A 24,057-nucleotide genomic window follows, 5' to 3' on the forward strand; every position below is an offset into this window, starting at 1 on the left:
CCGGGGGTGGCGGCTCAGCGGTCCACAGGGGCGCAGCCACCTCCGGGGCGCGGGCCGGAGGCCTCCCGCGGCGGCGGCTCCTCGCGTTCCGGGGGCCCGTAGCCCCCACCGCCCGGGGTGCTCAGGACCAGGACGTCTCCCGGGCGCACGTCGAGCGCGTCGACGCCGTCGAGACGGTCGACGGTGCCGTCGGCGCGTTCGACCGTGTTCTCGCCGAGGGATCCCGGATCACCGCCCGCCATGCCGTACGGCGGGACCCGCCGGTGGCCGGTGAGGAGGGCGAGCGTCATCGGGGCGAGGAAGCGGATGCGGCGTTCGACGCCGTCGCCGCCCCGCCACCGTCCGCGCCCGCCACTGCCGGCCCGGACCGCGAAGGAGTCGACGCGGACGGGGTAGCGCCACTCCAGGATCTCGGGGTCGGTCAGACGGGAGTTGGTCATATGGGTCTGGACGGCGTCGGCCCCGTCGAAGCCCTCCCCGGCGCCCGAGCCGTTGGCGACCGTCTCGTAGTACTGCAGGCGCGCGTCACCGAAGGTGACGTTGTTCATGGTGCCGGAGCCCTCGGCCTGCACGTCCAAGGCCGCGTAGAGGGCGCCCGTGACCGCCTGGGAGGTCTCCACGTTGCCCGCCACCGTCGCGGCGGGGTAGGCGGGCGCCAGCATCGACCCCGGCGGGACCCGGATCTCCAGGGGTTCCAGACAACCGCTGTTGAGCGGGATGTCGTCGTCGACGAGGGTGCGGAAGACGTACAGCACTGCGGCCATGACCACGGACGTGGGGGCGTTGGCGTTGCCCGGGAGCTGGGCCGAGGTGCCGGTGAAGTCGATGACCGCGGAGCGCCGTTCGCGGTCCACCCGCACCGCGACCCGGATGACCGCCCCGCTGTCCGTCTCGTAGCGGTACGCGCCGTCCCGCAGCCCGGCGACGATCCGCCGGACGGACTCCTCGGCGTGGGCGCGCACGTGCCGCATGTAGGCGTGGACGACGTCGATCCCGAACTCGTCGACCATGGCCCGCAGTTCCTCGATGCCCTTCTCGTTCGCGGCGATCTGGGCGCGCAGATCGGCGAGGTTGGTGTCCGGGTCGCGCGAGGGGTGGCGGGCGCCGGTCAGCAGCGCCCGCGTCTCCGCCTCGCGCAGCCGCCCGTCCCGGACGAGGAGCCAGTTGTCGAAGAGGACGCCCTCCTCGTGGACGGTCCGGCTGAACGCGGGCATCGAACCCGGGGTGATGCCGCCGATCTCGGCGTGGTGGCCGCGCGAGGCCACGAGGAAGAGCAGGTTCTCGCCGGCCGGGTCGAACACCGGGGTCACGACGGTGACATCGGGGAGGTGCGTGCCTCCGTGGTACGGGTCGTTGATCGCGTACACGTCGCCGGGGCGCAGCTCGTCGCCGCCGCGGCGACGCAGCACTTCCTTGATGGACTCGCCCATGGAGCCGAGGTGGACGGGGATGTGCGGTGCGTTGGCGATGAGGTTGCCGTCGGCGTCGAAGAGGGCGCAGGAGAAGTCCAGGCGTTCCTTGATGTTGACGGAGTGGGCGGTGTTCTCCAGGCGTACGCCCATCTGCTCGGCGATCGCCATGAAGAGGTTGTCGAAGACCTCCAGCAGGACGGGGTCGACCTCCGTGCCGAGGGCGGTCCGCGCGGGACGGGGCCGCACGCGCGCGAGGACCAGGTGACCGGTGTCCCCGGCCGTGGCCCGCCAGCCCGCGTCGACGATCGTGGTGGCGTCGGCCTCGGCGATGATCGCCGGCCCGGTGACGGTGTCGCCGGGGCGCACGTCCTCCCGGCGGATGAGGGGCGTGTCCGCGCTCTCGCCGGCGCTGTACATCCGTACGGTCGCGCGGGGCGCCGGCTCCCCCGCGGGCGGCGGTACGTCGACGACGACCGGTCCGTGGGGCCCGGCGAGGCCCACGGCCTCCACCGAGACCGCCTCGACGACGAGCGGCTTGTCCATGGTGAAGGCGTAGCGGGTGCGGTGGGCGGCGGTGAACGCGTCGGCCATCTCCCGGGCGGGGCCGAGGTCGACCGGGAGACTCGCGTCGGTCCCGGCGTACCGCAGCAGCACGCGCGCGTGGGTGGTGATCGCCGCGTCGGCGAGGCCGTCGGCGCGCAGCTCCGCCCGGGTGGTGCCGGCGAGTTCGGCGCAGAGGGCGGCCACGCGCGCGTGGGTCTCCGGGGCGTCGAGTCCGGCTTCCACGGAGCGCTGGCGCATGGCGGTGGCGTCGGCCAGGCCGATGCCGTAGGCGGACAGCACACCGGAGAGCGGCGGTACGAGGACGGTGTCGATGCCCAGGGCGTCGGCGACGGCGCAGGCGTGCTGGCCGCCGGCGCCGCCGAAGCTCGTCAGGGCGTAGCGGGTGACGTCGTGGCCGCGCTGGACGGAGATCTTCTTGACGGCGTTGGCCATGCCGAGGACCGCGATCTCCAGGAATCCGGCGGCGACCTGCTCCGGTGTGCGGCCGCCGCCGGCCCGCTCGGCGAGCGCCGTGAAGCCGTCCCGGACGGCGGCGGTGTCGAGCGGCTGGTCGCCGGACGGGCCGAAGACGGCGGGGAAGTGGCCGGGCTGGACGCGGCCGAGCATGACGTTGGCGTCGGTCACCGTGAGCGGCCCGCCACGGCGGTAGCAGGCGGGGCCGGGAACGGCGCCGGCGGAGTCGGGGCCGACGCGGTAGCGCCGGCCGTCATCGTGGAGGACGGAACCGCCGCCGGCGGCGACGGTGTGGATGCTCATCATGGGCGCCCGCATCCGCACACCCGCGACCTGTGTACCGAGTTCCCGCTCGAACTCGCCGGCGTAGTGGGACACGTCGGTGGAGGTGCCGCCCATGTCGAAGCCGATGACCCGGTCGAAGCCGGCCTGTCCGGAGGTGCGGGCCATGCCGACGACCCCGCCGGCGGGCCCCGACAGGACGGCGTCCTTGCCGCGGAAGTGCGCGGCTTCACGCAGGCCGCCGTTGGACTGCATGAACATCAGCCGGACCCCGGCGAGTTCGCGCGCCACCTCGTCGACGTAGCGGCGCAGGATCGGGGAGAGGTAGGCGTCGACGACGGTGGTGTCTCCCCGGGGGACGAGTTTGATGAGCGGACTGACCTCGTGGGAGCAGCTGACCTGGGTGAAGCCGGCCGCCCTGGCGAGTTCGGCGATCCGGGCCTCGTGGGCGGGGCGGAGGTAGCCGTGCATGAGGACGACGGCCGCGGAGCGGTAGCCGTCGCGGCGGGCGGCCGCCAGCTCCCCGGCGACGGCGTCCTCGTCGAGCGGTCGGACCACGCGCCCGTGGGCGTCGACCCGCTCGGGGACCTCGACGACCCGTTCGTAGACGGCCTCGGGGAGCACGATGTGGCGGTCGAAGAGGCGGGGCCGGTTCTGGTAGGCGATGCGCAGGGCGTCGCGGAACCCCTCGGTGACGAGGAGGAGGGTCGGCTCGCCGCGGCGCTCCAGGAGGGCGTTGGTCGCGACGGTGGTACCCATCTTCACGACGTCGATCGCGTCGGCGGGAACGGGGTCGCCGGGGCCGAGGCCCAGCAGGAGCCGGATCCCGGCGACGGCCGCGTCGTGCGGTCGGGACGGGTCGTGGGAGAGGAGCTTGCGGGTGACGAGCCGGCCGTCGGGACGCCGGCCCACGACGTCGGTAAAGGTGCCGCCCCGGTCGATCCAGAACTCCCAGCGCCCGCTCATGCCCCCATTGTCGGCGTGACCGGCGTCCCGGGGCCTGGCGACATCACGGCGAGCGCGGCCGCCAGGGCGTGGGCGGCCCGACGGTCGAGGAGGGCGTCGGTGCCGGCCGCCCGGTGCCGCAGCTCGCTTCCCGCCAGGGCGAGGAGCTGGGGCAGCAGGTCGCGGCAGCGGCGGGCGACCCAGCCGGTGCCCGCGGTGGCCAGCCAGAGCAGGGCGTCGGCGCGGCTGGGCGGGGGCCGGTCGGGCGCGGTGGAGGGAGGGGCGCCGTGGGCGAGGCCCCGGTCGGCGAGCAGCGCGTGGAACCGCGCGGCGATCACGCGGTGGCCGCGCTCGCCGGGATGCAGCCGGTCCGCGCTCCACAGGGTGCGGTCGTCGGTCCAGGCGGTGTCGGCGAGATGGAGGTGGACGGCGCCGTAGCGGGCGGAGACGGCGTGGACGAGGGCGTTGACGGCCTGCTGGCGCCGGGCGAGCGGCCGGGCGAGCGGCGCGGGGAGACCGAGCATCCGGCCGGGGTCGGGAAGACAGGCGGTGAGGAGTACGGCTCCCTCGGCGGCGAGGTCGCCGCAGACACGGTCGAGGCGTCGGGCGAACCGCTCGATGTCGAAGGTGTGGCGCAGGGTGTCGTTGACGCCGACGACGACCGAGGCGACGTCCGGCCGGAAGGCCAGCGCCCGCGTGGCCTGGAGCTCGGCGACGTCGCGGCTCTGCGCCCCGCTGACGGCGAAGTTCCGGAACTCCACCCGACGCCCGGCCCCGCCGAGCCCACCCGCGAGCAGCACGGCCCACCCCCGCCACCCACCGTCGACCCGGTCCCCGACGCCCTCGGAGAGCGAATCCCCCAGCGCGGCGAACCGGAGGGGGGTGGGGGCGGGCGGGGTCGGGGAGGCGGGGCCGGGGAGGGACCCGGCCTGGGCCGAGGCTCGCGGCGCGCGGTCGTGCGCTGTCCGCGCGCCGACCGTGAGGTGCGAGCCCTTCGCAGGGGCCGGGGGGTGTGGGCCCGCCACAGCGGCCGTGACGCGGTCGGCGACCGGCACGGCCGGGGTCGCGGGGCGGTCGGCGACGGGCGCCGCAGCGGCCGTGACGCGGTCAGCGGCGGGCGCCGCCGGGACGGTAGCCCGGTCCTCGCCCGGCACGACGACGCTCACGCGGTCGGCGCCCGGCACGGCCGGGGCCGTGACGCGGTCGGCGACGGCGAGGTGTCCGTCGTCGGGGAGCGCCGCTGGCGGGGCGGCCGCCAGGGGCGCCGCCGGAACGGTAGCCCGGTCCTCGCCCGGCACGACGACGCTCACGCGATCGGCGCCCGGCACGGCCGGGGCCGTGACACGGTCGGCGACGGCTAGGTGCCCGTCGTCAGGGAGCGCCGCTGGCGGGGCGGCCGCCAGGGGCGTCGGCGGGGCGGTCGTCAGCGCCGCCATCGGGGCCGCCGTCCGGGCGGTCGGCAGGATCGCCGTGGCCCGGGTCGTCATGCGAGCACCGTCCTCGGTGAGGGAGAGGCCGGGAGGGCGGCACAGGCGGCGTCGTGGGCCTGGAGGAAGGCGGCGACGGAGCGGTCCCAGCCGAAGAGTTCGGCACGCGCGCGTGCGGCGGTGCGGCGTTCGGGTTCCGGCCGGGTGAGGAGGCCGTGCACAGCCGCGGCGAAGGCGGCCGGGTCGTCCGGGGCGCAGGCCCCGGCGTCGCCGATGACCTCGGGCAGTGCGGAGGAGGAGCTGGCGACGACGGGCGTGCCGCAGGCGAGGGCCTCCAGGGCCGAGAGGCCGAAGGTCTCCGCGGGCCCCGGCGCCAGGCACACGTCGGCGGCGGCCTGGAGATCGGCCAGGGCCTCGCGGTCGGCCACGTGCCCGAGGAACCGCGCCGGCAGCCGTTGCTCCCTCGCCCGCCGCTCCAGCGCGCCCCGCAGCGGCCCGTCACCGGCCACCACCAGCGCCGCCCGCACCCCGCGGGCCCGTAGTTCCGCGAGCGTGTCGAGCGCCGACCCCGGCCGCTTCTCCACCGAGAGCCGCGAGCAGAGCAGCAGGAGCATCCGCTCGCCGTCCGCGTGCGCGGCCCGTAGGACGGTGCTCCGCCGCCCCGGCCGGCACCGCAGCAGGTCCACGCCGAGCGGCGCCCGGACGACGTTCCGGGCCCCGATCCGTACGAACTCCCGTTCCGCCCACTCCGTCGTGCACACGATCCGGGAGTAGGCCCACGCGGTGCGGCGGTTGAACCGGTCCGCCGCGCGCGTGGCGGCCGCCCCGGGCAGCCCCCAGGTCCGCAGCACGCCGTCCGCGGTCTCGTGGGAGACCATCACCGCCGGCACCCGGGCGCGACGCGCCCACTCCCCCGTCCAGCGCAGGGTCGTCCGGTCGGAGACCTCCAGCCGGTCGGGGGCGAGGGCGTCCAGGACGCGGCGCAGCCGGGGCCGGTCGGCGAGGACGCGGTAGCCGCCGGTGCCGGGCAGGACGGGCCCGGGGAGGGTGATGACCCGGCCCTGCTCGGTCATGTGGTCGCTCGCCACGTCGCCGGGGACGACGAGGACGGGCTCGTGGCCCGCGGTGCGGTAGCCGCGCCCGAGCTGTTCGAGGGCCGTGCGCAGACCGCCCGAGGTGGGTGTGACGAAGTTGGCGAGCCGGACGATCCGCAGCGGCCCGGCGCCGCTCCCGCCCTGCGGCGCCCCGATCCCTCCCGGGGCCTGGGCCGTACGGTCGCCCGGCCGGCCCGCCCTGTCGGCGATCCGACCGGCGCTCGCCTCCAGGTCCCGGTCGCCCCTCGGCTCCGCCACCGTTCCGTCGGTCGCCCCGTTCACGCCGCCACCGCCGTCCGCTCGCGCAGGACCTCCAGGTAGTGGCCGATCAGCTCGTCCCCGACCGCTTCCCAGGTGCGGCCCTCGACCTCCGCGCGGCCCGCGCGGGCGAAGGCGGCGCGCAGGGCGGGCGCGCCGGCGAGCGAGGCGACCGCGTCGCGCAGGGCGGCGGCGTCGTCCGGTGGGACGAGGAGGCCGGTACGGCGGTGCTCGACGAGGTCCAACGGGCCGCCGGCGGCGGGGGCGATGACGGGGACGCCGCTCGCCATGGCCTCCTGCACGGTCTGGCAGAACGTCTCGTACGGCCCGGTGTGGGCGAACACGTCGAGCGAGGCGAAGATCCGGGCGAGGTCGGGGCCGGTGCGGCGGCCGAGGAAGACCGCGCCGGGCAGCGCCGCCCGCAGGCCGGGCTCGCTGGGCCCGTCCCCGACGACCACCACCCGGACGCCGGGCAGCGCGCACACCCCGGAGAGCAGCTCGACCCGCTTCTCGGGGGCGAGCCGTCCGACGTAGCCGACGAGCAGTTCGCCGCCGGGGGCCAGTTCACGGCGCAGGGCCTCGTCGCGCAGGGCGGGCCGGAAGCGGTCGGTGTCGACGCCGCGCCGCCAGATCCGTACGCGTCCGACGCCGTGGGCCTCCAGGTCGCGTACGGCGGCGGTGGAGGGCGCGAGGGTGCGGTCGGCCGCGCCGTGGACGGCCCGGAGCCGGCGCCAGGCCGCGGCCTCGCCCGTCCCCATGTACGTGCGGGCGTATCCGGCGAGGTCGGTCTGGTAGACGGCGACGGCGGGCAGACCGAGCCGGGCCGCCGCGGCCATGCCCCGCGCGCCGAGCACGAAAGGGCTCGCGAGGTGGACGATGTCGGGGCGGTGCGCGGCGATGGCGGCGGCGACGCGGCGGCTGGGGAGGGCGACGCGGACCTGGGGGTAGCCGGGCAGCGGTACCGACGGCACCCGGACGACCGGGTACGTCGGGCCGTCGCCGGCCGGAACCGCCGGCCCCTGGCGCCCGGCCTGCCGGCCGGAACCGTACACCCCGAACCGCGACCGACCGGAGCGAGGCCCGTGGGGCCCGGTACCGGGCCCCACGGGCTCGGGCAGGGGTGCCGGTACGGCCCGCACGGGGGAATCGGCGCTGAACGCGCTGGGAGCGCCCGGCCCCGGCACCGCGGGGGCGATGACGAGCGGGGCATGGCCGCGCCGTACGAGATGGCGAGCGGTCTGCTCGGCGCAGTGAGCCACTCCGTTGACATCGGGAGGGAAGGATTCGCTGACGATGACGACACGCATAACCGTGTTCTCGTCCTGCCCGGCGTGGGCCCGCCGACTTGGATCTGGACGGGCGGGGAACGTCCCGTGAGCGTTTGGCCCCTCGGCCCGGGCGGCCGCGTGACGAGCCTCCCCGGCCCTCGGCTCAGGCGGCCGGCGTCGGAAGCCTCTCCGGCCCCGCCGGGCCGTTCCGGCCGGGCCCGGCCCGCGGCCGGTCGGGCTTCCGGCGCCCTCGTCCCACGCCATCCCCCCGGGCGGGGCCACGTCGGCGGCTTTCGCTCGCCGCAGGCCGCGCCGGCCCGGGGGGCGGGGTGTCAGACCTGGAGGTCCGGGCCTATGCGGTTGCGCACCGCCGTCTGGACCTCGTCCTCCTCGGCCGGGTCGGCGGCCAGGCGCCGCAAGCGCTCCGCGACCCGTACGTCACCGGTCTCGGCGTGCAGCGCCGCGATCTCGCGGGTGGTCTCCTCGCAGTCCCAGAGGCATTCGACGGCGAAGCCGGTGGGGAAGGTCGGGTCGGTGGCGGCGAGGGCGCGGGCCGTGCGGCCGCGCAGTTGCGAGGAGGCGGTCTCTCGGTAGACGTGGCGCAGCACGGGCGCCGCGCAGGCGATGCCGAGGCGCCCGGCGCCGTCGACGAGGGGGTAGAGGGCGGGGGCGTCGGGCCCCTGGGCCCGGACGGTCTCGCGCAGGGCGCCGAGGACGAGGGGGGCGTCCTGGGCGCCGCCGCGGCACGCGAGGACTCCGGCGGCGGCGGTGCCGAGGGCGTCGGGCCGGTGGATCCAGCCGCGGGCGCGGTCCACGGCGGGCTCTCCGCACATCCGCTCGAAGGCCGCGACGGCGGCTTCGGCGACGGTGAGGGACGCGCTGCCGGCGGCGGCCTCGACGAGGTCGAGCACGGCAGGGTCCTTCGCCTCGGCGAGGTAGTGCAGGGCGGCGCAGCGGGCGCCGTCGGTGCCGCTGCGGGCGGCCTCGACGATGAGGGGCCGGTCCTCGGGTCCGGCGACGGCGGTCAGGCAGCGGGCGGCCGGTCCGTGCAGGACGGCGCCGCGCGCCAGGCCTTCCTCGGCCCAGTCGAAGACCGCCTGGACGCTCCAGCCGGGCCGGGGCCCGCTCGGACGCATCTGGCGCTGCCAGCGGTCGAAGGAGCCCTGTTCCTGGGCGGCCCTGACCCGGCTGCCGACCGCGTCGCGCCGGTCCTCGGCCCACAGCCGCCACGGCCGGGGCTCGAAGGCGTCGCGTACGGCCGTCGCCAGCTCGGCGTCGCCCTCGGCGGTGGCCGGGAAGCGGGCGAGGACCGGGACGGCGAGCGAGCGCAGCCCGGCGTCGTCGTCGCGCAGGGCGAGCTCGTCCAGCGCCCAGGCCCAGTTGGCACCGGTCGCGGCGTAGCGCCGGAGCAGGACCAGGGCGTCGTGGCGGCCGTAGGAGGCGAGGTGCCCGAGGACGGCGAGCGCGAGCCCGGTCCTGTTCTCCTCGGCGTCGAAGTGGTCGTCGGCGCGGAAGAGGTGGCCCTCGATCTCCTCGAGCCCGCCGTGCAGGTCGAGGTAGAGCCGGGCGTAGTAGAGGGAGCGGTTCTCGACCTGCCAGTCGTGGCGGGGGTCGTGGAGAACGCAGTGGTTCAGGGCCGCGAGGGCCTCGGCGCGAGGCGCGGCGAGCGCGTGCAGGGTGCCGTCGCCGCGGCCCCTCTGCAACAGGCCGAGCAGGGTGCCGCTCGGCGCTATGACTGGTTCGAACATGGAAGATGCCTCACATCAAGCTGTCGACGCAACCGGGGGGTGCCGGAGACTGGTGATCGTCTAGGCCGCGCAGCAACATGGAGGGCCGCCCGTCGTCCTTCGCTTGGTGTTGACCATCTTCCTCTGCCTCTCGTCGGTGGCCCCTTGCGGGCTCGACGTCATGATGACCCAGCCATTTCGCCACCGCGACCACATTTACGACACCGCTCTCACCTGGGGTTCAGTGCCCGTTCACCCGTCGTGTCACAAGGCGCCGAACAATTCCAGGAGTTCTGTCTTCCCAAACATCCGAGCAGTATCCACGGCGGACGGAGTGCCCGCTTCCGGATTCGCCCCGCCGGCGAGGAGGGCACGGACGACGGCTTCCTCGCCCTTGAAGACGGCCCCGGCGAGCGGGGTCTGACCGCGGTCATTGGCGCGGTCGGCGTCGGCCCCGCGGGCGAGGAGAGCGGCCACCGCCTCGGCGTGCCCGTGGTAGGCGGCGAGCATGACGAGGGTGTCGCCCTTGTCGTTGGTGAGGTTCGCGGGGACGCCTGCCTCGACGTACGCGCCCAGCGCCTCGGCGTCCCCGGTGCGTGCCAGGTCGAAGACCTTGCCGGCCAGCTCGATGACCTCGGGGTCCGGAGTCTCGCTCATCGGACGTGTCCGCCTTTCGTTCCGTTGCTTGTGCGGGTGCGGGTGACCGTCGCCGCGTCGGCGGGTGATCCGCCGCGGGTGATCTGTACCGCCTCTGACCTGCGCACGGCAAGCGCGGCCGTACGGGTGAATCGACAGGGTACTGCCCGTCCGGCGACATGACCCGGTCTGTCCGAGGCAAGGATCACGGCAGCCCGCACGGTCCGGACCGGTCCGAGCCCGTCGGGTGGTCCGCTCCCGAGCGGACCGGACGGGCCGTCCACGCCGTGCTATCGCGCGCCGCGCGTTTCGCCAGTCGGGCGGGGCCGTCACCTCCTCCAGTCAAGTGAAATCGCCCAACTTTCACTCTTATGCACCTTTAATCGTATAGATACTTTCTGTGAATCTGGAAGGACTCATGGTGACTGTCCCCCTCAACCAGGAGAACTCTCATGATCCTGTCCATCTCAGGCGTGGTCCTGCTCGGCATCATCTGCTTCCTGTTCTTCAAGAAGGACGGCCTCAAGGCATCCCACGCCCTGGTCTGCTCGCTCTTCGGGTTCTACCTCGCGGGCACGGCCATCGCCCCGAGCATCACCGCGGGCGGCCAGAGTCTGGCCAGCCTGCTGGGCGGGATCAAGTTCTGACGCCCCTCAGCCCCTTCCACGACTCCAGGAGTACGACGTGGCCCGGCGACCACTCCCCCGCATTCTGAGCAGCGGCAGCGCACAGATCGCTCGCAGCCGAGAGATCGCGCGCACGGCCGCCGACAGCGCCACCGACGTGCTCCATCCGCTGATCACCATCACGCGTGGTCTGCGGAGGCTGGCCGCCACCGCACGGGCCGGCTGGGCCGCGACTCCCAAGGAACGGCGCGGTCCCACGCTGTTCGTGGTCGCGGCCTGCGTCGTCGCCGTCGCCCTCCTCCCGTACGGACCGCTGCTCGCGCTCCTGTCGGTGATGGGCGCGGCCGCGTGGAAGGGGCACGAGCGTCCGGTCGTGAAGACCGGCCCGGACGACGCCGAGATCGAACGCCTCAAGGGCCTGTACGAAGCGCTGGTGCCGTACTTCTCCGTTCCCGAGGACCCGGCCCCGCTCTTCTCCCACGGCGGCGACTGGAGCGGCGCCTTCACGGACCACGCCTTCGACGACGCCGGGCGCCTCACCCGGCTGCGGATCCGGTACCCCGCCTACTTCACTGACGGGGAGGCCGACTCCCGCGCCCGCATCGAGCAGCTGCTGCACGCCAAGTCCGGTCGCGGCCGCGAGTACCTCTTCGACTGGGACGAGGAGGGCAACCAGCTCGTCATGAGCGTGCTGGCCGCCCTGCCCACCACGATCGCCGCCCAGCGCTTCGTCACCGTCCCCGGCGAGACGGTCCTCGGCTTCACCGACGCCGACGCCGTCCAGCGGACCGTTCCGGTGCACACCGCCGACGGACCGGCCGACGCGCCGCCGGTCGTCTGGCGGACCGGCCCCCGCTCCACCGAGCCGCATCTGCTGGCCGTGGGCCAGCCCGGCAGCGGCACGACGTCCCTGCTGCGCTCGATCGCCCTGCAGGCCCTGCCGCACGGCGACGTGCTGATCATCGAGGGCGGCGGCACGGGCGAGTACGCCTGTCTGACCGGCCGTGCCGGGGTCCTCGCCGTGGAGTGCGGTCTGGCCGGGGCGCTGGCGAGCCTGGAGTGGGCCGCGCACGAGACCGAGCGGCGGCTCATCGCGGCGAACCGCGCGCGCCAGGCGGGCCTGCCGGCGCCCGAGGACACCAGGCGGCCGCTGTGGGTCCTGCTGGACCGCCCGAGCATCCTCGGCCACCTCGCGGCGGCCGACGGCCGCCCGGACCCGCAGGAGCTGCTCCAGGTGCCCCTGCGGCACGGGAGGGCGGCGCAGGTCACGGTGGTGGTCGCGGAGCAGTTCGACAGCGTGGACGCGCTGAGCGAGACGGTACGGGCGCACACGCGCGCCCGGCTCGTGCTCGGGCCGTCGTCGCCGGGGCAGATCGAGTGGGTCCTCGGCGTCGCGCCGCACACGACCCCGGTGCCCGTCGTGCCGCCCGGCCGCGGGTACGCCCGCCTCGGTACGGGGCCGGTGCTGCGCCTCCAGGTGCCGGCGACGCCCGACCCGTACGACGACGCGACGAGCGAGGCGGACCGCCAGGCCGTCCTGGCCCTGCTGCCCGAGCGCCAGGCCGCCACAGGCGCGGCGATCGACCCGGCCCCCGGCTCGGCCCCGGATCCGGGCGCCACGCTGTCCACCGGCGTCGTCCCGCCGCCCGACGCTGCCCTGGGCGCCCTGGGCGCCCCCTCCCCCGACGCGATCCCGCCGGCCACGGGCGCGGCCGCCGACCACGGCGGATTCCCCTCCCCGGGTGCGGCGCCGGGCCCCGAGGTCCTGCCGGCCCCCGCCCCGCCGCTCGTGCACGCGCCGCCGGTGCCGCAGTACGCCCCGACCGCGGGAGGGCCCGCGGCGCCCGCTCCGGACCCAGGCCTGACGCGGCATCCCGCCCCGGTGCCCGCCGAGGGCTGACGCGACCCGCGCCACGACCTCGGGGCGCGCGCCGACAGGGCCGAGGGGCTGGTACGGACGCTCGTCCGTACCAGCCCCTCGGCCTGGGGGAAGCACAACGATCCCGGGCCCGGTCGTCCCGGTGCCCTGCGGGCGGTGACCTCCTCGGCCACCGAGGCCGGGTCCGGTGGCGGCACAGCGAACCCGACCCCGGGCCCGCGCGGGCACAGCGAACCGGACCGCGGGCCCGCGCCGACCTGCCGGCCGCGCTGGCGGCTCGCCACCCCGTAGCGCCGCCCCCTACGCCACGAACGTCCTCGGCGGCTCGCTCCCCGTCGCCGCGCCCGCGCCCGATTCCACCAGGCGGGCCGCGGCCGCCAGGCGGGACGCCGCCTCCTCGGCGACCGGCCCGCCGACGGTGAACGGCAGGCGGACGTACCCCTCGAAGGCGCCGTCCACTCCGAAGCGCGGGCCGGAGGGGACCCGGACGCCGACGCGTTCGCCCGCCTCCGCGAGACGGGAGCCGGAGAGGCCGCCCGTACGGACCCACAGGGTCAGGCCGCCGCGCGGAACGTCGAACTCCCACGTCGGCAGCTCGGCGCGGACCGCCGCGACGAGCGCGTCGCGGTTCTCCCGGGCCTGTTCGCGGCGGATCGTGACGGCCTGCTCCCAGCCCCCGGTCCGCATCAGCCAGTTGACGCCGAGCTGTTCGAGGACCGGGGTGCCGAGGTCGGCGTAGGCCCGGGCGGCGACCAGCGAACGGATGACGTCGGGCGCGGCCCGTACCCACCCGATGCGCATGCCCGCCCAGAACGCCTTGCTGGCCGAGCCGACCGTGAGGACCGTCGAACCGGCCGGGTCGAAGGCGCAGACCGGCCGGGGCATCTCCAGATCGTCGTCCAGGTGCAGCTCGGTCATGGTCTCGTCGACGACGAGGACCGTGCCGGCCGAGCGGGCCGCGTCGACCAGCTGCCGCCGCTGGTCCTCGTCGGCCAGGGCGCCGGTGGGGTTGTGGAAGTCGGCGACGACGTAGGCCAGGCGGGGCGCCGCGTCGCGGAGCACCTGGCGCCAGCGGTTGACGTCCCAGCCGGTCAGCCCCTCGGCCATGGCGACGGGGACCAGTCGGGCGCCCGCCTCCCGCATGAGCTGGAGGATGTTGGCGTACGACGGCGACTCGACGGCGATCCGCTCGCCGCGGCCGGCGAAGAGGTGGCAGATGGCGTCGATGGCGCCCATCGCGCCGGTCGTCACCATGATCTGCTCGGGCATGGTCGGGATGCCCCGCTCGGTGTACCGGTCGGCGAGCATCTGCCGCAGCGCCGGCAGCCCGGCGGGATAGTCGCCGTGCGTGTGGGCGTAGGGCGGCAGCTCCTCCAGGGCGCCTTGGATGCCGCGGGTCAGCCACGGCTCGGGGGCGGGGAGCGCCGCACACCCCAGGTCGATCATCGAGCCCAGCGACTCGGGCGGCAGCGGTTCCAGGCCGCGCGCGGGCAGCGGGTTCCCGGCGGGCACGGCGGTCCAGCTTCCGGCGCCGCGCCGCGACTCCAGGAAGCCCTCGGCGCGCAGCGCCTCGTACGCCGCCGCCACCGTCGTACGGCTCACGGTCAGCGCCAGGGCGAGTTCGCGCTCGGCGGGCAGCCGGGCCGCGACCGGGACCCTGCCCTCCAGGACGAGGAGGCGGATGCCGTCGGCCAGCGCGCGGTAGGCGGGCGGCTTGCGCGTTCCCGGTCCGGCGGGACGGGGCTGCTGCGCCTTGAGCTGGCGCGCCAGCTGCGCCGGCCCGACGGCCGAAGTCCACTGAGCCATGGAATTCAGTCCACCTTCCTCAAATTGGCCATGGTTGGTATCGGTTCCCCCGCCACAGAGTGACATGGGTCAGTCCACCATCACCACACAGGGGGGCACTCGTTGTCCATCACGACCTTCGCCGCCGGCCTGCGCGGCCGGCGGCTGAGCCGCCGGCTCGCGCAGCTCTACCTCGGACTGGCCCTGTACGGCGTCAGCTCGGCGCTCCTGGTCCGCGGCGAGCTGGGCCTGGAGCCCTGGGGCGTGCTGCACCAGGGCCTCGCCGAGCGGACCGGGCTGACGATCGGCGTGGTGTCGATCATCGTCGGCGCCGTGGTGCTGCTGCTGTGGATCCCGATCCGGCAGAAGCCCGGCCTGGGCACCGTCTCCAACGTCTTCGTGGTCGGCCTGGCGATGGACGGCACGCTGGCGCTCGTCCCCGAGGTGGACGGAGTGGCCGGCCACATCGCCCTGCTCGTCCTCGGCATCCTTCTGAACGGCGTGGCGACCGGTCTGTACATCGCGGCCCGTCTCGGGCCCGGCCCGCGCGACGGCCTGATGACCGGGCTGCACCGGCTCACCGGCCGTTCGATCCGGCTGGTGCGGACGGCGATCGAGATCGGCGTCGTGGCCTCCGGCTTCCTGCTCGGCGGCTCGGTGGGCGTCGGAACGGTCCTCTACGCCCTGGCCATCGGGCCCCTCGCGCAGTTCTTCCTGCGCCGGTTCGCCGTCCCCGGGCAGGAGGAAAGCAGCACCGCGGTCGCCTCGGGGACACCGGAGCAGGCCATACTGCGGCGGTGACTCGCGTACGCCATCCCTATCTGGACCACCCCTCCCCCATCCCGTTCGCCCACCGCGGCGGCACGGCGGACGGCCTGGAGAACACCGCGGCGGCCTTCCGCCGCGCCGCCGCGGCCGGGTACCGCTATTTCGAGACCGATGTGCACACCACCGCGGACGGCGCCCTGGTCGCCTTCCACGACTCCACGCTCGACCGGGTCACGGACGCCACCGGCCGGATCCGCGACCTGCCGTGGGCGGCGGTGCGGGAGGCGCGGGTGGCGGGCAAGGAGCCGCTCGCCCTCTTCGAGGATCTCCTCGGGGAGTTCCCCGAGGCGCGCTGGAACGTGGACCTGAAGGCGGAGTCGTCGCTGGTCCCGCTGGTCGAGCTGATCCGCCGGGCGGACGCCTGGGACCGGGTCTGCGTCGGTTCCTTCACCGAGAGCCGGGTCGCGCGCGCCCAGCGCCTGGCCGGGCCCCGCCTCGCCACCTCGTTCGGCGTGAAGGGGGTGCTCGCTCTGCGGCTGCGCTCGCTCGGCATTCCGGCGGCGCTGCGCGCCGGGGCCGTCGCCGCGCAGGTCCCGGAGCGGCAGGGAGGCGTGACCGTGGTCGACCGGCGTTTCGTCCGGGAGGCGCACGCCCGCGGGCTTCAGGTGCACGTGTGGACCGTCAACGATCCGGAGCGGATGAACTCTCTCCTCGACCTGGGGGTGGATGGCATCATGACCGATCATCTGGAGACGCTGCGCACGGTGCTCACCGACCGGGGGGTCTGGGCCTGAGCGCGCGCGTCCCGCCACGGGGACCAACGAGGGGGCCGCGGCCTTGACTGCCGACACCACCGAGCCGGAGCGGCCCGCCGTCGATCCGGCCGATCGCAGGCGCGAGCAGCGCGGCTGGTACTTCTACGACTTCGCCTGCTCGGTGTACTCGACGAGCGTGGTCACGGTGTTCCTCGGCCCTTACCTGACGGCGGTCGCCGAGGCGGCGGCCGACGGGGAGGGCTTCGTCCACCCGCTGGGCGTTCCGGTGCGGGCCGGCTCGCTGTTCGCGTACGCCGTCTCGGCTTCGATCCTGCTGGCGGTCGTGGTGATGCCGCTGGTGGGCGCGGTGGCGGACCGTACGGGCCGCAAGAAGCCGCTGCTCGCCGCGGCCGCGTACACCGGCGCGGCGGCCACCGGGGGCATGTTCTTCCTGGGCGGCGACCGCTATCTGCTGGGCGCTTTCCTGCTGATCGTGGCGAACGCCTCGCTGGCCGTCTCGATGGTGCTCTACAACGCCTATCTGCCGCAGATAGCCGAGCCGGACGAGCGGGACGCGGTCTCCTCACGCGGCTGGGCGTTCGGCTACACCTCGGGGGCTCTGGTCCTCGTGTTCAATCTCGTCCTGTACTCGGGGCACGAGTCCTTCGGGCTCACCGAGGGGACGGCGGTGCGGATCTGCCTGGCGTCGGCCGGCCTGTGGTGGGGCGCCTTCACGCTCGTACCGCTGCGGCGGCTGCGCGACCGGCACGTCGAGCCGCGGGGCGAGGGGACGGTCGGCGGCGGCTGGCGGCAGCTGGTGGCGACGCTCAAGGACATGCGCCGCTATCCGCTGACCCTGTCGTTCCTGCTGGCGTACCTCGTCTACAACGACGGGGTACAGACCGTGATCTCCCAGGCCTCGATCTACGGCTCCAAGGAACTGGGACTCGACCAGACGACGCTGATCACCGCGGTGCTCCTGGTCCAGGTGCTGGCGATCGCGGGCGCCCTCGGCATGGGACGGCTGGCACGTTCGTACGGCGCCAAGCGCACGATCCTGGGATCGCTGGCGATCTGGACGCTGATCCTGGGCGCGGGGTACTTCCTGCCGGCCGGCGCGCCGGTGGCGTTCTACTGTCTCGCGGCGGCGATCGGGCTCGTCCTCGGCGGGAGCCAGGCGCTGTCGCGCTCGCTCTTCTCCCATCTGGTGCCGCGCGGCAAGGAGGCGGAGTACTTCTCGGCCTACGAGATGAGCGACCGGGGTCTGAGCTGGCTGGGTCCGCTGGTCTTCGGGCTCGCGTACCAGGTGACCGGAAGCTATCGGGATGCCATCATCTCCCTGGTGATCTTCTTCGCGGCCGGTTTTCTGCTCCTCGCGCGGGTACCGGTACGGCGTGCCGTGGCCGCCGCGGGGAACCCGGTTCCCGAACGGATTTAGACGCGGCCGTCAAAGGCCGGTAGTGTACGCCTTTGGCCTGCCAGGCGGACCGTTACTGCGTGCTGCTTTGGTGAAGACGCTGGGTGACATCTGTTGTCAGATGTGACAAACCGGGCACTGGTGGGTAGAACAAGGGGCGGCACGACGGGCGACGCATGACCCGGAACGGGAATCTTTACCGCCGACCGGACGTTGACCGGATGACGACGACAGCGACACCTGTCCTGTGGGCGACAAGCCCGGGAGGCACGATTCATGAGTGAGCGAGCTCTTCGCGGCACGCGCCTCGTGGTGACCAGCTACGAGACCGACCGCGGCATCGATCTGGCCCCGCGCCAGGCCGTGGAGTACGCATGCGAGAAGGGCCATCGTTTTGAGATGCCCTTCTCGGTGGAAGCGGAAATTCCGCCGGAGTGGGAGTGCAAGGTCTGCGGAAGCCAGGCACTTCTGGTGGACGGGGACGGCCCCGAGGAGAAGAAGGGCAAGCCGGCGCGAACGCACTGGGACATGCTGATGGAACGACGGACGCGTGAGGAGCTGGAGGAGGTGCTGGCCGAGAGGCTGGCGGTCCTGCGGTCCGGCGCGATGAACATCGCCGTCCATCCGCGAGACAGCCGCAAGTCCGCCTAAGCGGGGACGGCACGGCCGAAGCAACGCCGCGGGGCCCGGTACACGAACTGTGTACCGGGCCCCGCGGCGTTGTGCTGTCTCCTGGTCCCCCACCACCGGGGACGGGTCGGGTCAGGGGGTCAGGGGCGGGCGGGGTGACTGGGAGTCACGCGGACCGGCCTGCGGCGCGTCGTCGCGGATGACCTCGCCCTGGACGACCTTGCCGTCCGGGCGGCGCATGCGCGCCTGCTGGAAGGCGTCCTGGAGGCTTCCGGCGGGTGCGGCGTTCATCCGGCGCTCCACGGCCGACTCGGCGTACCGCCCGAGCAGCGAGCGGACCGGCGGGACGAGCAGCAGAAGGCCGGCCACGTCGGAGATCAGGCCCGGCAGCATCAGCAGCAGGCCGCCCAGCATCAGGAAGCCGTTGCGGTCCTCCGCGCCCACGCGGTCCTGCTCGGTGGGCGCCGCACCGGACTGCGCCGCCGCCTGCGCCCGCTCGAAGGTCTCCGTCAGGTTCTTGAAGGCGCGCCGGCCCGCCCTCTTGATGACCACGGCGCCGAGGACGGCGCCACCGACCAGCAGGGCGAGGACGGTCAGCCCGCCGGCCGCGCCGGCCACCACCGTGAGCAGCCAGATCTCCAGGGCCAGCCAGGCGGCGAGGGCCAGCGGGAGGAACGTACGCGCGCGTGAGCGCTTGGGGGCGAGAGGGGGCTGTGCGCCTGTCGTCATGGTCCCCAGTGTGCCTGGCGGGCCGCAGGAACGTCGTAAGGAAGGATCAGTGCGCGGACTTGCGGCCGAGCAGCTTGCCGACCTTGTTCGCGCGGGCCGTCAGGCCCCAGCCGGTGACCCGCCACAACGCCTCGACCAGGATGTCCTTGCTCATCTTGGAGTCCCCGACCTCGCGCTCCACGAAGGTGATCGGCACCTCGACGACGTGGTAGCCGGCGGCGACGGCGCGGCGGGCCAGGTCGACCTGGAAGCAGTAGCCGGCCGAGGCCACGTCCTCCAGGCCGAGACCCTCCAGGGTCTCCTTGCGGAAGGCGCGGTAGCCGCCGGTGACGTCGCGGATCGGGACGTCGAGCATGACGCGGGAGTAGAGGCTGCCGCCGCGCGAGATGAACTCGCGGGACTTCGGCCAGTTCACGATCCGGCCGCCGGGCACCCAGCGGGAGCCGAGGACCAGGTCGGCGCCCTTCAGCGCGGTCAGCAGCCGGGGCAGCTCCTCGGGCTGGTGGGAGCCGTCGGCGTCCATCTCGACGAGGACGTCGAAGCCGTTCTCGATGCCCCAGCGGAAGCCGGCGAGATAGGCCGCGCCGAGCCCCTCCTTGCCCTTGCGGTGCAGGACGTGGACGTGCTCGTCCTCCGCCGCGATCTCGTCGGCGAACTTGCCCGTGCCGTCGGGGCTGTTGTCGTCGGCGACGAGGACGTGCGCCTCGGGCACGGCCTCCCGCACCCGCGCAACGATGGGCTTGACGTTCTCCGCCTCGTTGTACGTCGGGATGATCACCAAGGCTCTGCCGAGCGGGCCGTAACGCCTCTGGCCACCGTCGTTCACTGCTGCCCCTTCGGATACATACGCGAACCCCCACCTTAGCGAGCCGCGGGCGCGGCTCCGCGCCGGCGGGGCTGCGAGGAGGGAAGCATCACGCGGCGGACCCCGGAAAGCGCCGGGGGCGCGGGCCGCGGTGAGCGCCGCGGCGGGCCTCCCCACCGGCACGGACGGACGTCCGGGCGCGCCGCGCGGGGTGCTGCGGATCGGGGCCCGGCGTCCTTCGGGCCGACCTGGTCCCCGCTGGCTGCGGGTCGACCGAAAGCCGTTGTCTACTGAACGTCCGGGCCCCACCCGGGTCCCACCCTCCGCCGGAAAAAACCTTCCCTCGCCCCCGAGGCGCGGGCGCTGAACCTGGTTCGCGGTGCTGGTGCGCCGGTGCGGCACACCATCCCCTCTGACCCAGCGGCGTTCGACGACTGCGTGGAGGTTCGAAACCGGTCGGACGTCCTGTGGTGGACTTGCCGAACCTACCGGCCGGTGGCGGCTCGCTGTCAACACTCGTGCGACCTGCGGAGATGACGGATACCTCCTGGTCAGTGGGGAGGGCCCGCAGGTCGTGCGGGAAGCCCGCGAACATCGATCGGCGGTACGAAATGTCCCGAAGTCACTCGTTCGGGCGCTCGTAGACCGTTTGCCCGGAGACCACCGTGCGCAGGCACGCGGGGAGGTCGCCGCCGGGGGTCAGATCGGGCAGTCCGGGGGTCCCGGAGCGGGGGTCGGTGGACCAGCGGGCCACCCGGTCGTCGGGGGCCTGCACCACGAGTGCGCCGGTGCGCCAGACCGCGTAGTCGGCGGGTGCGCCGGGGACGAGCGTGCCGGCGTCGTCGCGGCCGACGGCCCGCCAGCCGCCACGGGTGTGGGCGGCGAAGGCGGCCCGGACGGAGATCCGGTGCTCCGGGGTGCGGTGGAAGGCGGCGGCGCGGACCGTGCCCCAGGGGTCGAGCGGGGTGACCGGACTGTCCGAGCCGAAAGCGAGCGGCACCCCGGCGCGCAGAAGGGCGGCGTACGGGTTGAGGGTGCGGGCCCGCTCCGCGCCGAGGCGTTCGGCGTACATGCCCTCCTCGCCGCCCCAGGCCGCGTCGAAGGCGGGCTGCACGGAGGCGGTGAGGCCGAGTTCGGCGAAGGCGGCGATCGTCTCCGGGGTGAGCATCTCGGCGTGTTCGACGCGGTGCCGGGCGGCGCGGAGGCGGGCGAGGCCGAGCTTCTCCGAGGCGGCGCGCACACCGTCGACCACGGCGGTCAGGGCGGCGTCGCCGATGGCGTGGAAGCCGGCCTGGAGGCCCGCCTCGGTGCAGGCGACGACATGGGCGGCGACGGTGGCGGCGTCCAGGTGGGCGGCCCCGGTGTGCGCGTCGGCGGTGTCGGCGTACGGCTCGTGGAGGCATGCGGTGTGGGAGCCAAGGGAGCCGTCGGCGAAGAGGTCGCCGGCCGCGCCGACGGCGCCGAGGGCGCGGGCCCGCTCGATGTCGAGGTCGGCCCAGTAGCCGACGACCCGCGGGCCCGGCTCCTCGCGGGCGAGGTCGAGCAGCCCGGTGAAGTCGTCCTCGGAGGAGATCCGGGGGCCGCCGCACTCGTGGAGGGTGCCGATGCCGAGCGAGGCGGCGTGGGCGCGGGCGGCGCGCTGGGCCTCGGTGCGCTGCCGCGGGGCGAGCGCGGCGTAGGCGGCGGCGCGGACGGCGTGGTGGGCGTCGCCGGTGAGCGGTTCGCCGTCGCGGTAGCCGTCGTGGGCGCGGATGCCCGGCACGAGGTCGAGCAGCGCGGTGGTGACGACGGCCGAGTGGACATCGACGCGGGTGAGGTAGAGCGGGCGGCCGCCGGTCAGTTCGTCCAGTTCGTCGCGGCGCGGCGCCCGGCGCTCGGGCCAGCGGGAGGCGTCCCAGCCGTGCCCGATCAGGATCCGGTCGCCGGGGCGGGCGGCGGCGTGGGCGCGGATGCGTTCCGCCGCCTCGGCCAGCGAGGCGGCGGAGGAGAGGTCGAGGCCGGTCAGCGCGAGACCGGTGGCGGTGGTGTGCACATGGGCGTCGACGAACGCGGGCGTGACCAGGGCGCCTTCGAGGTCGACCACCTCGTCCACGCCGGACGCGAAGGCGTCGGCGGCGCCCTCCGAACCCACCCAGGCGACGTGCCCGCTCTCCACCACCATGGCGGTGGCGAAGGGGTCGGCGGGGCTGTGCACCTCGCCGCCGCGCAGCAGCACGGTGGGGTGGTCGGTCTTCGTCAGGCTGTCGCTCATGTGACCAGGTTAGATACGCGGGGGCCTGGCTTCGTACGGGGTGGACAGGACGACGGTGGTGCGGCTGGAGACGCCGGCCTGGGAGCGGATGCGGCTGAGCAGGTGCTCCAGCTCCAACGGCGTGGCGACGCGCACCTTGAGGATGTAGTTCTCCTCGCCGGCGACGCTGTGACAGGCCTCGATCTCGGGGATGTCGGCGAGCCGGTCGGGGGTGTCGTCGGGGGCGCTGGGATCGAAGGGTTTGACCGAGATGAACGCGGTCAGGGGCAGCCCGACGGCCTCCGGGTCCACGACGGCGGCATAGCCGCGGATGACCCCGCGCTGCTCCAGACGGCGGACGCGCTGATGTACGGCCGAGGTGGACAGGCCCGTGGCCTTGCCCAGGTCGGTGTAGCTCATGCGCCCGTCCTTGACGAGCAACTCGACGATCTGACGATCCAGCTCCTCCATGCGGTCAACCTATTGCCCCGGGGGGTGATCGGCACAGTCGGCCGTGGCCGGAATGCACGGATATGGCCATCCGCGCGGCACCTGCGACGGGCATGTGACGAACGCCACAGGTTGAACGGCGGGTCGACGGCCGTCCTCACGATTATGCGGTGGACCGTATGGGAATTGCTTGATGTGGTCGAGGCCACACGTCTTTGGTCGACCCACCCAAGGGGGAGATTCTCCATGCAGGAGCCTGTTGATTCGATCGAGCCGGCCGACGAGCTCGACGCGTACGACACCTTCGAGATGTACCGGGTCGTCTGCCCGGACTGCGTGCAGCCGATCGCGCTGCTCGCGGACGAGGACGTGCTGCCGGAGCACGCGCTCTGCCCGACGCCGTGGAACCCGTTCGTGCTGACGGTCTGCCCCGGCACCGGCCGCGCCGCGTCCGAGGCCCGTCCCGCCGACGAGACCCTTGAGGTCCTGGAGCAGGACACCGCGCTCCTGCTGACGCTGCCTCAGGGGCTCGACTGGCGGACGCAGCCCTTCTCGCACGTCGGCGGTCCGGGCTCGCGTCCCCTCAAGGTGCCGCAGATGCGACGGGCGGCCTGACGCCGCGCCGGCGCTCTCGACCCCGTGTCCTCCGTGGCCGTGCGCGCCGGTGCGCGCGCCCGCGCCCGTGAGACCGGGCGTTCACCAGTAGTTTCCGCGCACCATCGCCGCGAGGGTGGCGTGGTGCAGGATCAAGGTGTCCGGGTTCTCCGGCACCCGCGTCTCACCGAAGCGCACCTGGCGGTACGCGACCCTGAGCATCACGATCGCGTGCCGCAGCGCCGCGTAGAGCGTGTGGAACTCCATGTCCCGCGGCGTGTGACCGGTCAGCCCCGCGTAGCGCCGCTCGACCGCGTCGCGGCGGAGGAACCGAGGCAGGCCGGGCTGGCCGAAACTCACCGTCAAGTCCTGGAAGAAACGGTGCAGATAGACCGTCCAGCCGAGGTCGACCTCGCGCGGCGCGCAGGCCGCCATCTCCCAGTCGAGGACGGCGGCGGGGACGAAGCCGTCGTAGACGATGTTGCCGATCCGCGCGTCGCCCCAGGTGAGCACCGCCGGCCCCTCGTCCGCCGGCCAGAGCGCCTCCAGCCGGTCGAAGGCGGACTCGATCAGGGGTGAGGGCGCCAGGCCCTCCACCACCCAGGCGTAGTAGGCGCGCTGGGCGTCGACGTGTCGCCGCAGGGGGCTGCCCGTCCCGTCCGGGAGCAGGAACTCCGCCTCCTTCGCCGGGAACTGGTCGTGCAGCCGGGCGAGGATCGCGACCGACTCGGCCTCCAGGCGGGCGCGTTCGGCGTCGGTGGCGGCGTGCAGCCAGTTCCCCTCGTAGGTGTACGGCATGACGTCCGGCGGGACGCGGCCCTCGGCGCGGGCCATGACGAAGAAGGGCGCCCCGAGCGGGCGAGGATCGGTTTCCAGCCATAGCACGCGCGGTACGGGGAGGTCCGTGTGCTCGCCGACCAGACGCATCACCCGGTGCTGCCGCTCCATGTCGTAGACGGGGAAGATCGTGTACGCGGCGGGGTCGGCGGCCAGCCGCAGGGCGCAGCCCCGGACCGGCGCGTCGGGGTGGTCGAGGTCGAAGAGCAGGGTCTCGCTGGACATCCCGTTGGACGCAGGGACGGTGAGCCCGCTGACGCGGGCGCCCGGCAGGCGGGCGTCGAGCCAGCCGGCGAGGCGACGGCCCAGCTCCTCGGGGTCGCGGGTGGAGGTGCGGGGTCTCGGTGCCGTGGCCATGTACTGCCCCTTTCCGGGTGGGTCCTGCCGGTTCCCATGCGGCGCGGACGCCGTCGTCCGGACCCGTGTGGGCCGCCGGGCGCTCGGCGGTCCGCCCCGGCGCCGGGCGGCGGCGGGGCGTGGGCCGTG

Annotated in this window: 19 protein-coding genes; 7 read left to right on the forward strand and 12 right to left on the reverse strand. The window is 74.4% G+C overall.

The annotated features are described in order from the left end of the window. Window positions 1-14 precede the first annotated feature (14 nt). The 6 genes from ACZ6RC_RS24285 to ACZ6RC_RS24310 all read right to left on the reverse strand — a co-directional run bounded on the left by ACZ6RC_RS24285 (window position 15) and on the right by ACZ6RC_RS24310 (window position 10,087). Complete coding sequence (locus ACZ6RC_RS24285) at window positions 15-3,677, reverse strand: hydantoinase B/oxoprolinase family protein (protein WP_469586847.1); 3,663 nt, start codon at window positions 3,675-3,677, stop codon at window positions 15-17. Next, window positions 3,674-5,143 (reverse strand): SGNH/GDSL hydrolase family protein, encoded by a 1,470-nt coding sequence (locus tag ACZ6RC_RS24290; RefSeq protein ID WP_469586849.1) that lies wholly within the window; start codon window positions 5,141-5,143, stop codon window positions 3,674-3,676. Before ACZ6RC_RS24290 ends, ACZ6RC_RS24285 begins: the two co-directional genes overlap by 4 nt. Next, on the reverse strand, window positions 5,140-6,333 hold the full coding sequence (locus ACZ6RC_RS24295; RefSeq protein WP_469587476.1) for a glycosyltransferase: 1,194 nt from the start codon (window positions 6,331-6,333) through the stop codon (window positions 5,140-5,142). Before ACZ6RC_RS24295 ends, ACZ6RC_RS24290 begins: the two co-directional genes overlap by 4 nt. A 122-nt stretch (window positions 6,334-6,455) precedes the next feature. Further along, entirely contained in the window at window positions 6,456-7,742 is a 1,287-nt protein-coding gene (locus ACZ6RC_RS24300; RefSeq protein WP_469586852.1) for a glycosyltransferase family 4 protein, read from the reverse strand. Between the two features lie 293 nt (window positions 7,743-8,035). Continuing rightward, complete coding sequence (locus ACZ6RC_RS24305; RefSeq protein ID WP_453618032.1) at window positions 8,036-9,451, reverse strand: HEAT repeat domain-containing protein; 1,416 nt, start codon at window positions 9,449-9,451, stop codon at window positions 8,036-8,038. A 243-nt stretch (window positions 9,452-9,694) separates the two neighbouring features. Beyond that, entirely contained in the window at window positions 9,695-10,087 is a 393-nt protein-coding gene (locus ACZ6RC_RS24310) for an ankyrin repeat domain-containing protein (RefSeq protein WP_469586857.1), read from the reverse strand. Window positions 10,088-10,518: 431 nt separating this feature from the next. On the opposite strand from ACZ6RC_RS24310, the gene ACZ6RC_RS24315 reads away from it, so the two are divergent. Next, on the forward strand, window positions 10,519-10,713 hold the full coding sequence (locus ACZ6RC_RS24315) for a hypothetical protein (protein ID WP_361232465.1): 195 nt from the start codon (window positions 10,519-10,521) through the stop codon (window positions 10,711-10,713). A gap of 37 nt (window positions 10,714-10,750) precedes the next feature. After that, window positions 10,751-12,592 (forward strand): hypothetical protein, encoded by a 1,842-nt coding sequence (locus ACZ6RC_RS24320; RefSeq protein ID WP_469586860.1) that lies wholly within the window; start codon window positions 10,751-10,753, stop codon window positions 12,590-12,592. Between the two features lie 279 nt (window positions 12,593-12,871). On the opposite strand, the gene ACZ6RC_RS24325 is transcribed toward ACZ6RC_RS24320, so the two are convergent. Further along, entirely contained in the window at window positions 12,872-14,377 is a 1,506-nt protein-coding gene (locus ACZ6RC_RS24325) for an SCO1417 family PLP biosynthesis transcription factor (protein ID WP_391145225.1), read from the reverse strand. A gap of 102 nt (window positions 14,378-14,479) precedes the next feature. Between ACZ6RC_RS24325 and yczE the strand changes: the two genes are divergently transcribed. From yczE to ACZ6RC_RS24345, 4 genes are all read left to right on the forward strand, one after another. Beyond that, the gene (yczE, locus tag ACZ6RC_RS24330) at window positions 14,480-15,157 is read left to right on the forward strand and encodes a membrane protein YczE (protein WP_453618035.1); all 678 of its coding nucleotides are present in this window, start codon (window positions 14,480-14,482) and stop codon (window positions 15,155-15,157) included. Further along, window positions 15,154-15,918 (forward strand): glycerophosphodiester phosphodiesterase, encoded by a 765-nt coding sequence (locus tag ACZ6RC_RS24335; protein ID WP_469586864.1) that lies wholly within the window; start codon window positions 15,154-15,156, stop codon window positions 15,916-15,918. Before yczE ends, ACZ6RC_RS24335 begins: the two co-directional genes overlap by 4 nt. A gap of 43 nt (window positions 15,919-15,961) precedes the next feature. Further along, window positions 15,962-17,317 carry an MFS transporter gene (locus ACZ6RC_RS24340; protein WP_469586867.1) on the forward strand — a complete coding sequence of 452 codons (1,356 nt, stop codon included), beginning with the start codon at window positions 15,962-15,964 and terminating at the stop codon, window positions 17,315-17,317. A 255-nt stretch (window positions 17,318-17,572) separates the two neighbouring features. Continuing rightward, window positions 17,573-17,947 (forward strand): RNA polymerase-binding protein RbpA, encoded by a 375-nt coding sequence (locus ACZ6RC_RS24345; protein ID WP_026278069.1) that lies wholly within the window; start codon window positions 17,573-17,575, stop codon window positions 17,945-17,947. A 111-nt stretch (window positions 17,948-18,058) separates the two neighbouring features. On the opposite strand, the gene fxsA is transcribed toward ACZ6RC_RS24345, so the two are convergent. The 4 genes from fxsA to ACZ6RC_RS24365 all read right to left on the reverse strand — a co-directional run bounded on the left by fxsA (window position 18,059) and on the right by ACZ6RC_RS24365 (window position 22,161). Further along, window positions 18,059-18,655 (reverse strand): FxsA family membrane protein, encoded by a 597-nt coding sequence (gene fxsA / locus ACZ6RC_RS24350; RefSeq protein WP_469586870.1) that lies wholly within the window; start codon window positions 18,653-18,655, stop codon window positions 18,059-18,061. Window positions 18,656-18,701: 46 nt separating this feature from the next. Next, window positions 18,702-19,481 carry a polyprenol monophosphomannose synthase gene (locus tag ACZ6RC_RS24355; protein ID WP_391145213.1) on the reverse strand — a complete coding sequence of 260 codons (780 nt, stop codon included), beginning with the start codon at window positions 19,479-19,481 and terminating at the stop codon, window positions 18,702-18,704. Between the two features lie 601 nt (window positions 19,482-20,082). Further along, window positions 20,083-21,711 carry an amidohydrolase gene (locus ACZ6RC_RS24360; protein WP_469586874.1) on the reverse strand — a complete coding sequence of 543 codons (1,629 nt, stop codon included), beginning with the start codon at window positions 21,709-21,711 and terminating at the stop codon, window positions 20,083-20,085. 9 nt (window positions 21,712-21,720) lie between these two features. After that, window positions 21,721-22,161 (reverse strand): Lrp/AsnC family transcriptional regulator, encoded by a 441-nt coding sequence (locus ACZ6RC_RS24365; protein WP_024760806.1) that lies wholly within the window; start codon window positions 22,159-22,161, stop codon window positions 21,721-21,723. 225 nt (window positions 22,162-22,386) lie between these two features. On the opposite strand from ACZ6RC_RS24365, the gene ACZ6RC_RS24370 reads away from it, so the two are divergent. Continuing rightward, window positions 22,387-22,755, forward strand: coding sequence for a hypothetical protein (locus ACZ6RC_RS24370; protein ID WP_391145207.1), 369 nt, complete (start codon window positions 22,387-22,389; stop codon window positions 22,753-22,755). Between the two features lie 81 nt (window positions 22,756-22,836). Here ACZ6RC_RS24370 and ACZ6RC_RS24375 read toward each other — a convergent pair whose 3' ends face one another. Then, a complete protein-coding gene (locus tag ACZ6RC_RS24375) occupies window positions 22,837-23,928 on the reverse strand; it encodes a phosphotransferase family protein (protein WP_469586879.1) in 1,092 nt (363 codons plus the stop codon). Window positions 23,929-24,057: the final 129 nt, after the last annotated feature.

The organism is Streptomyces sp. NPDC048353 (assembly GCF_055587165.1).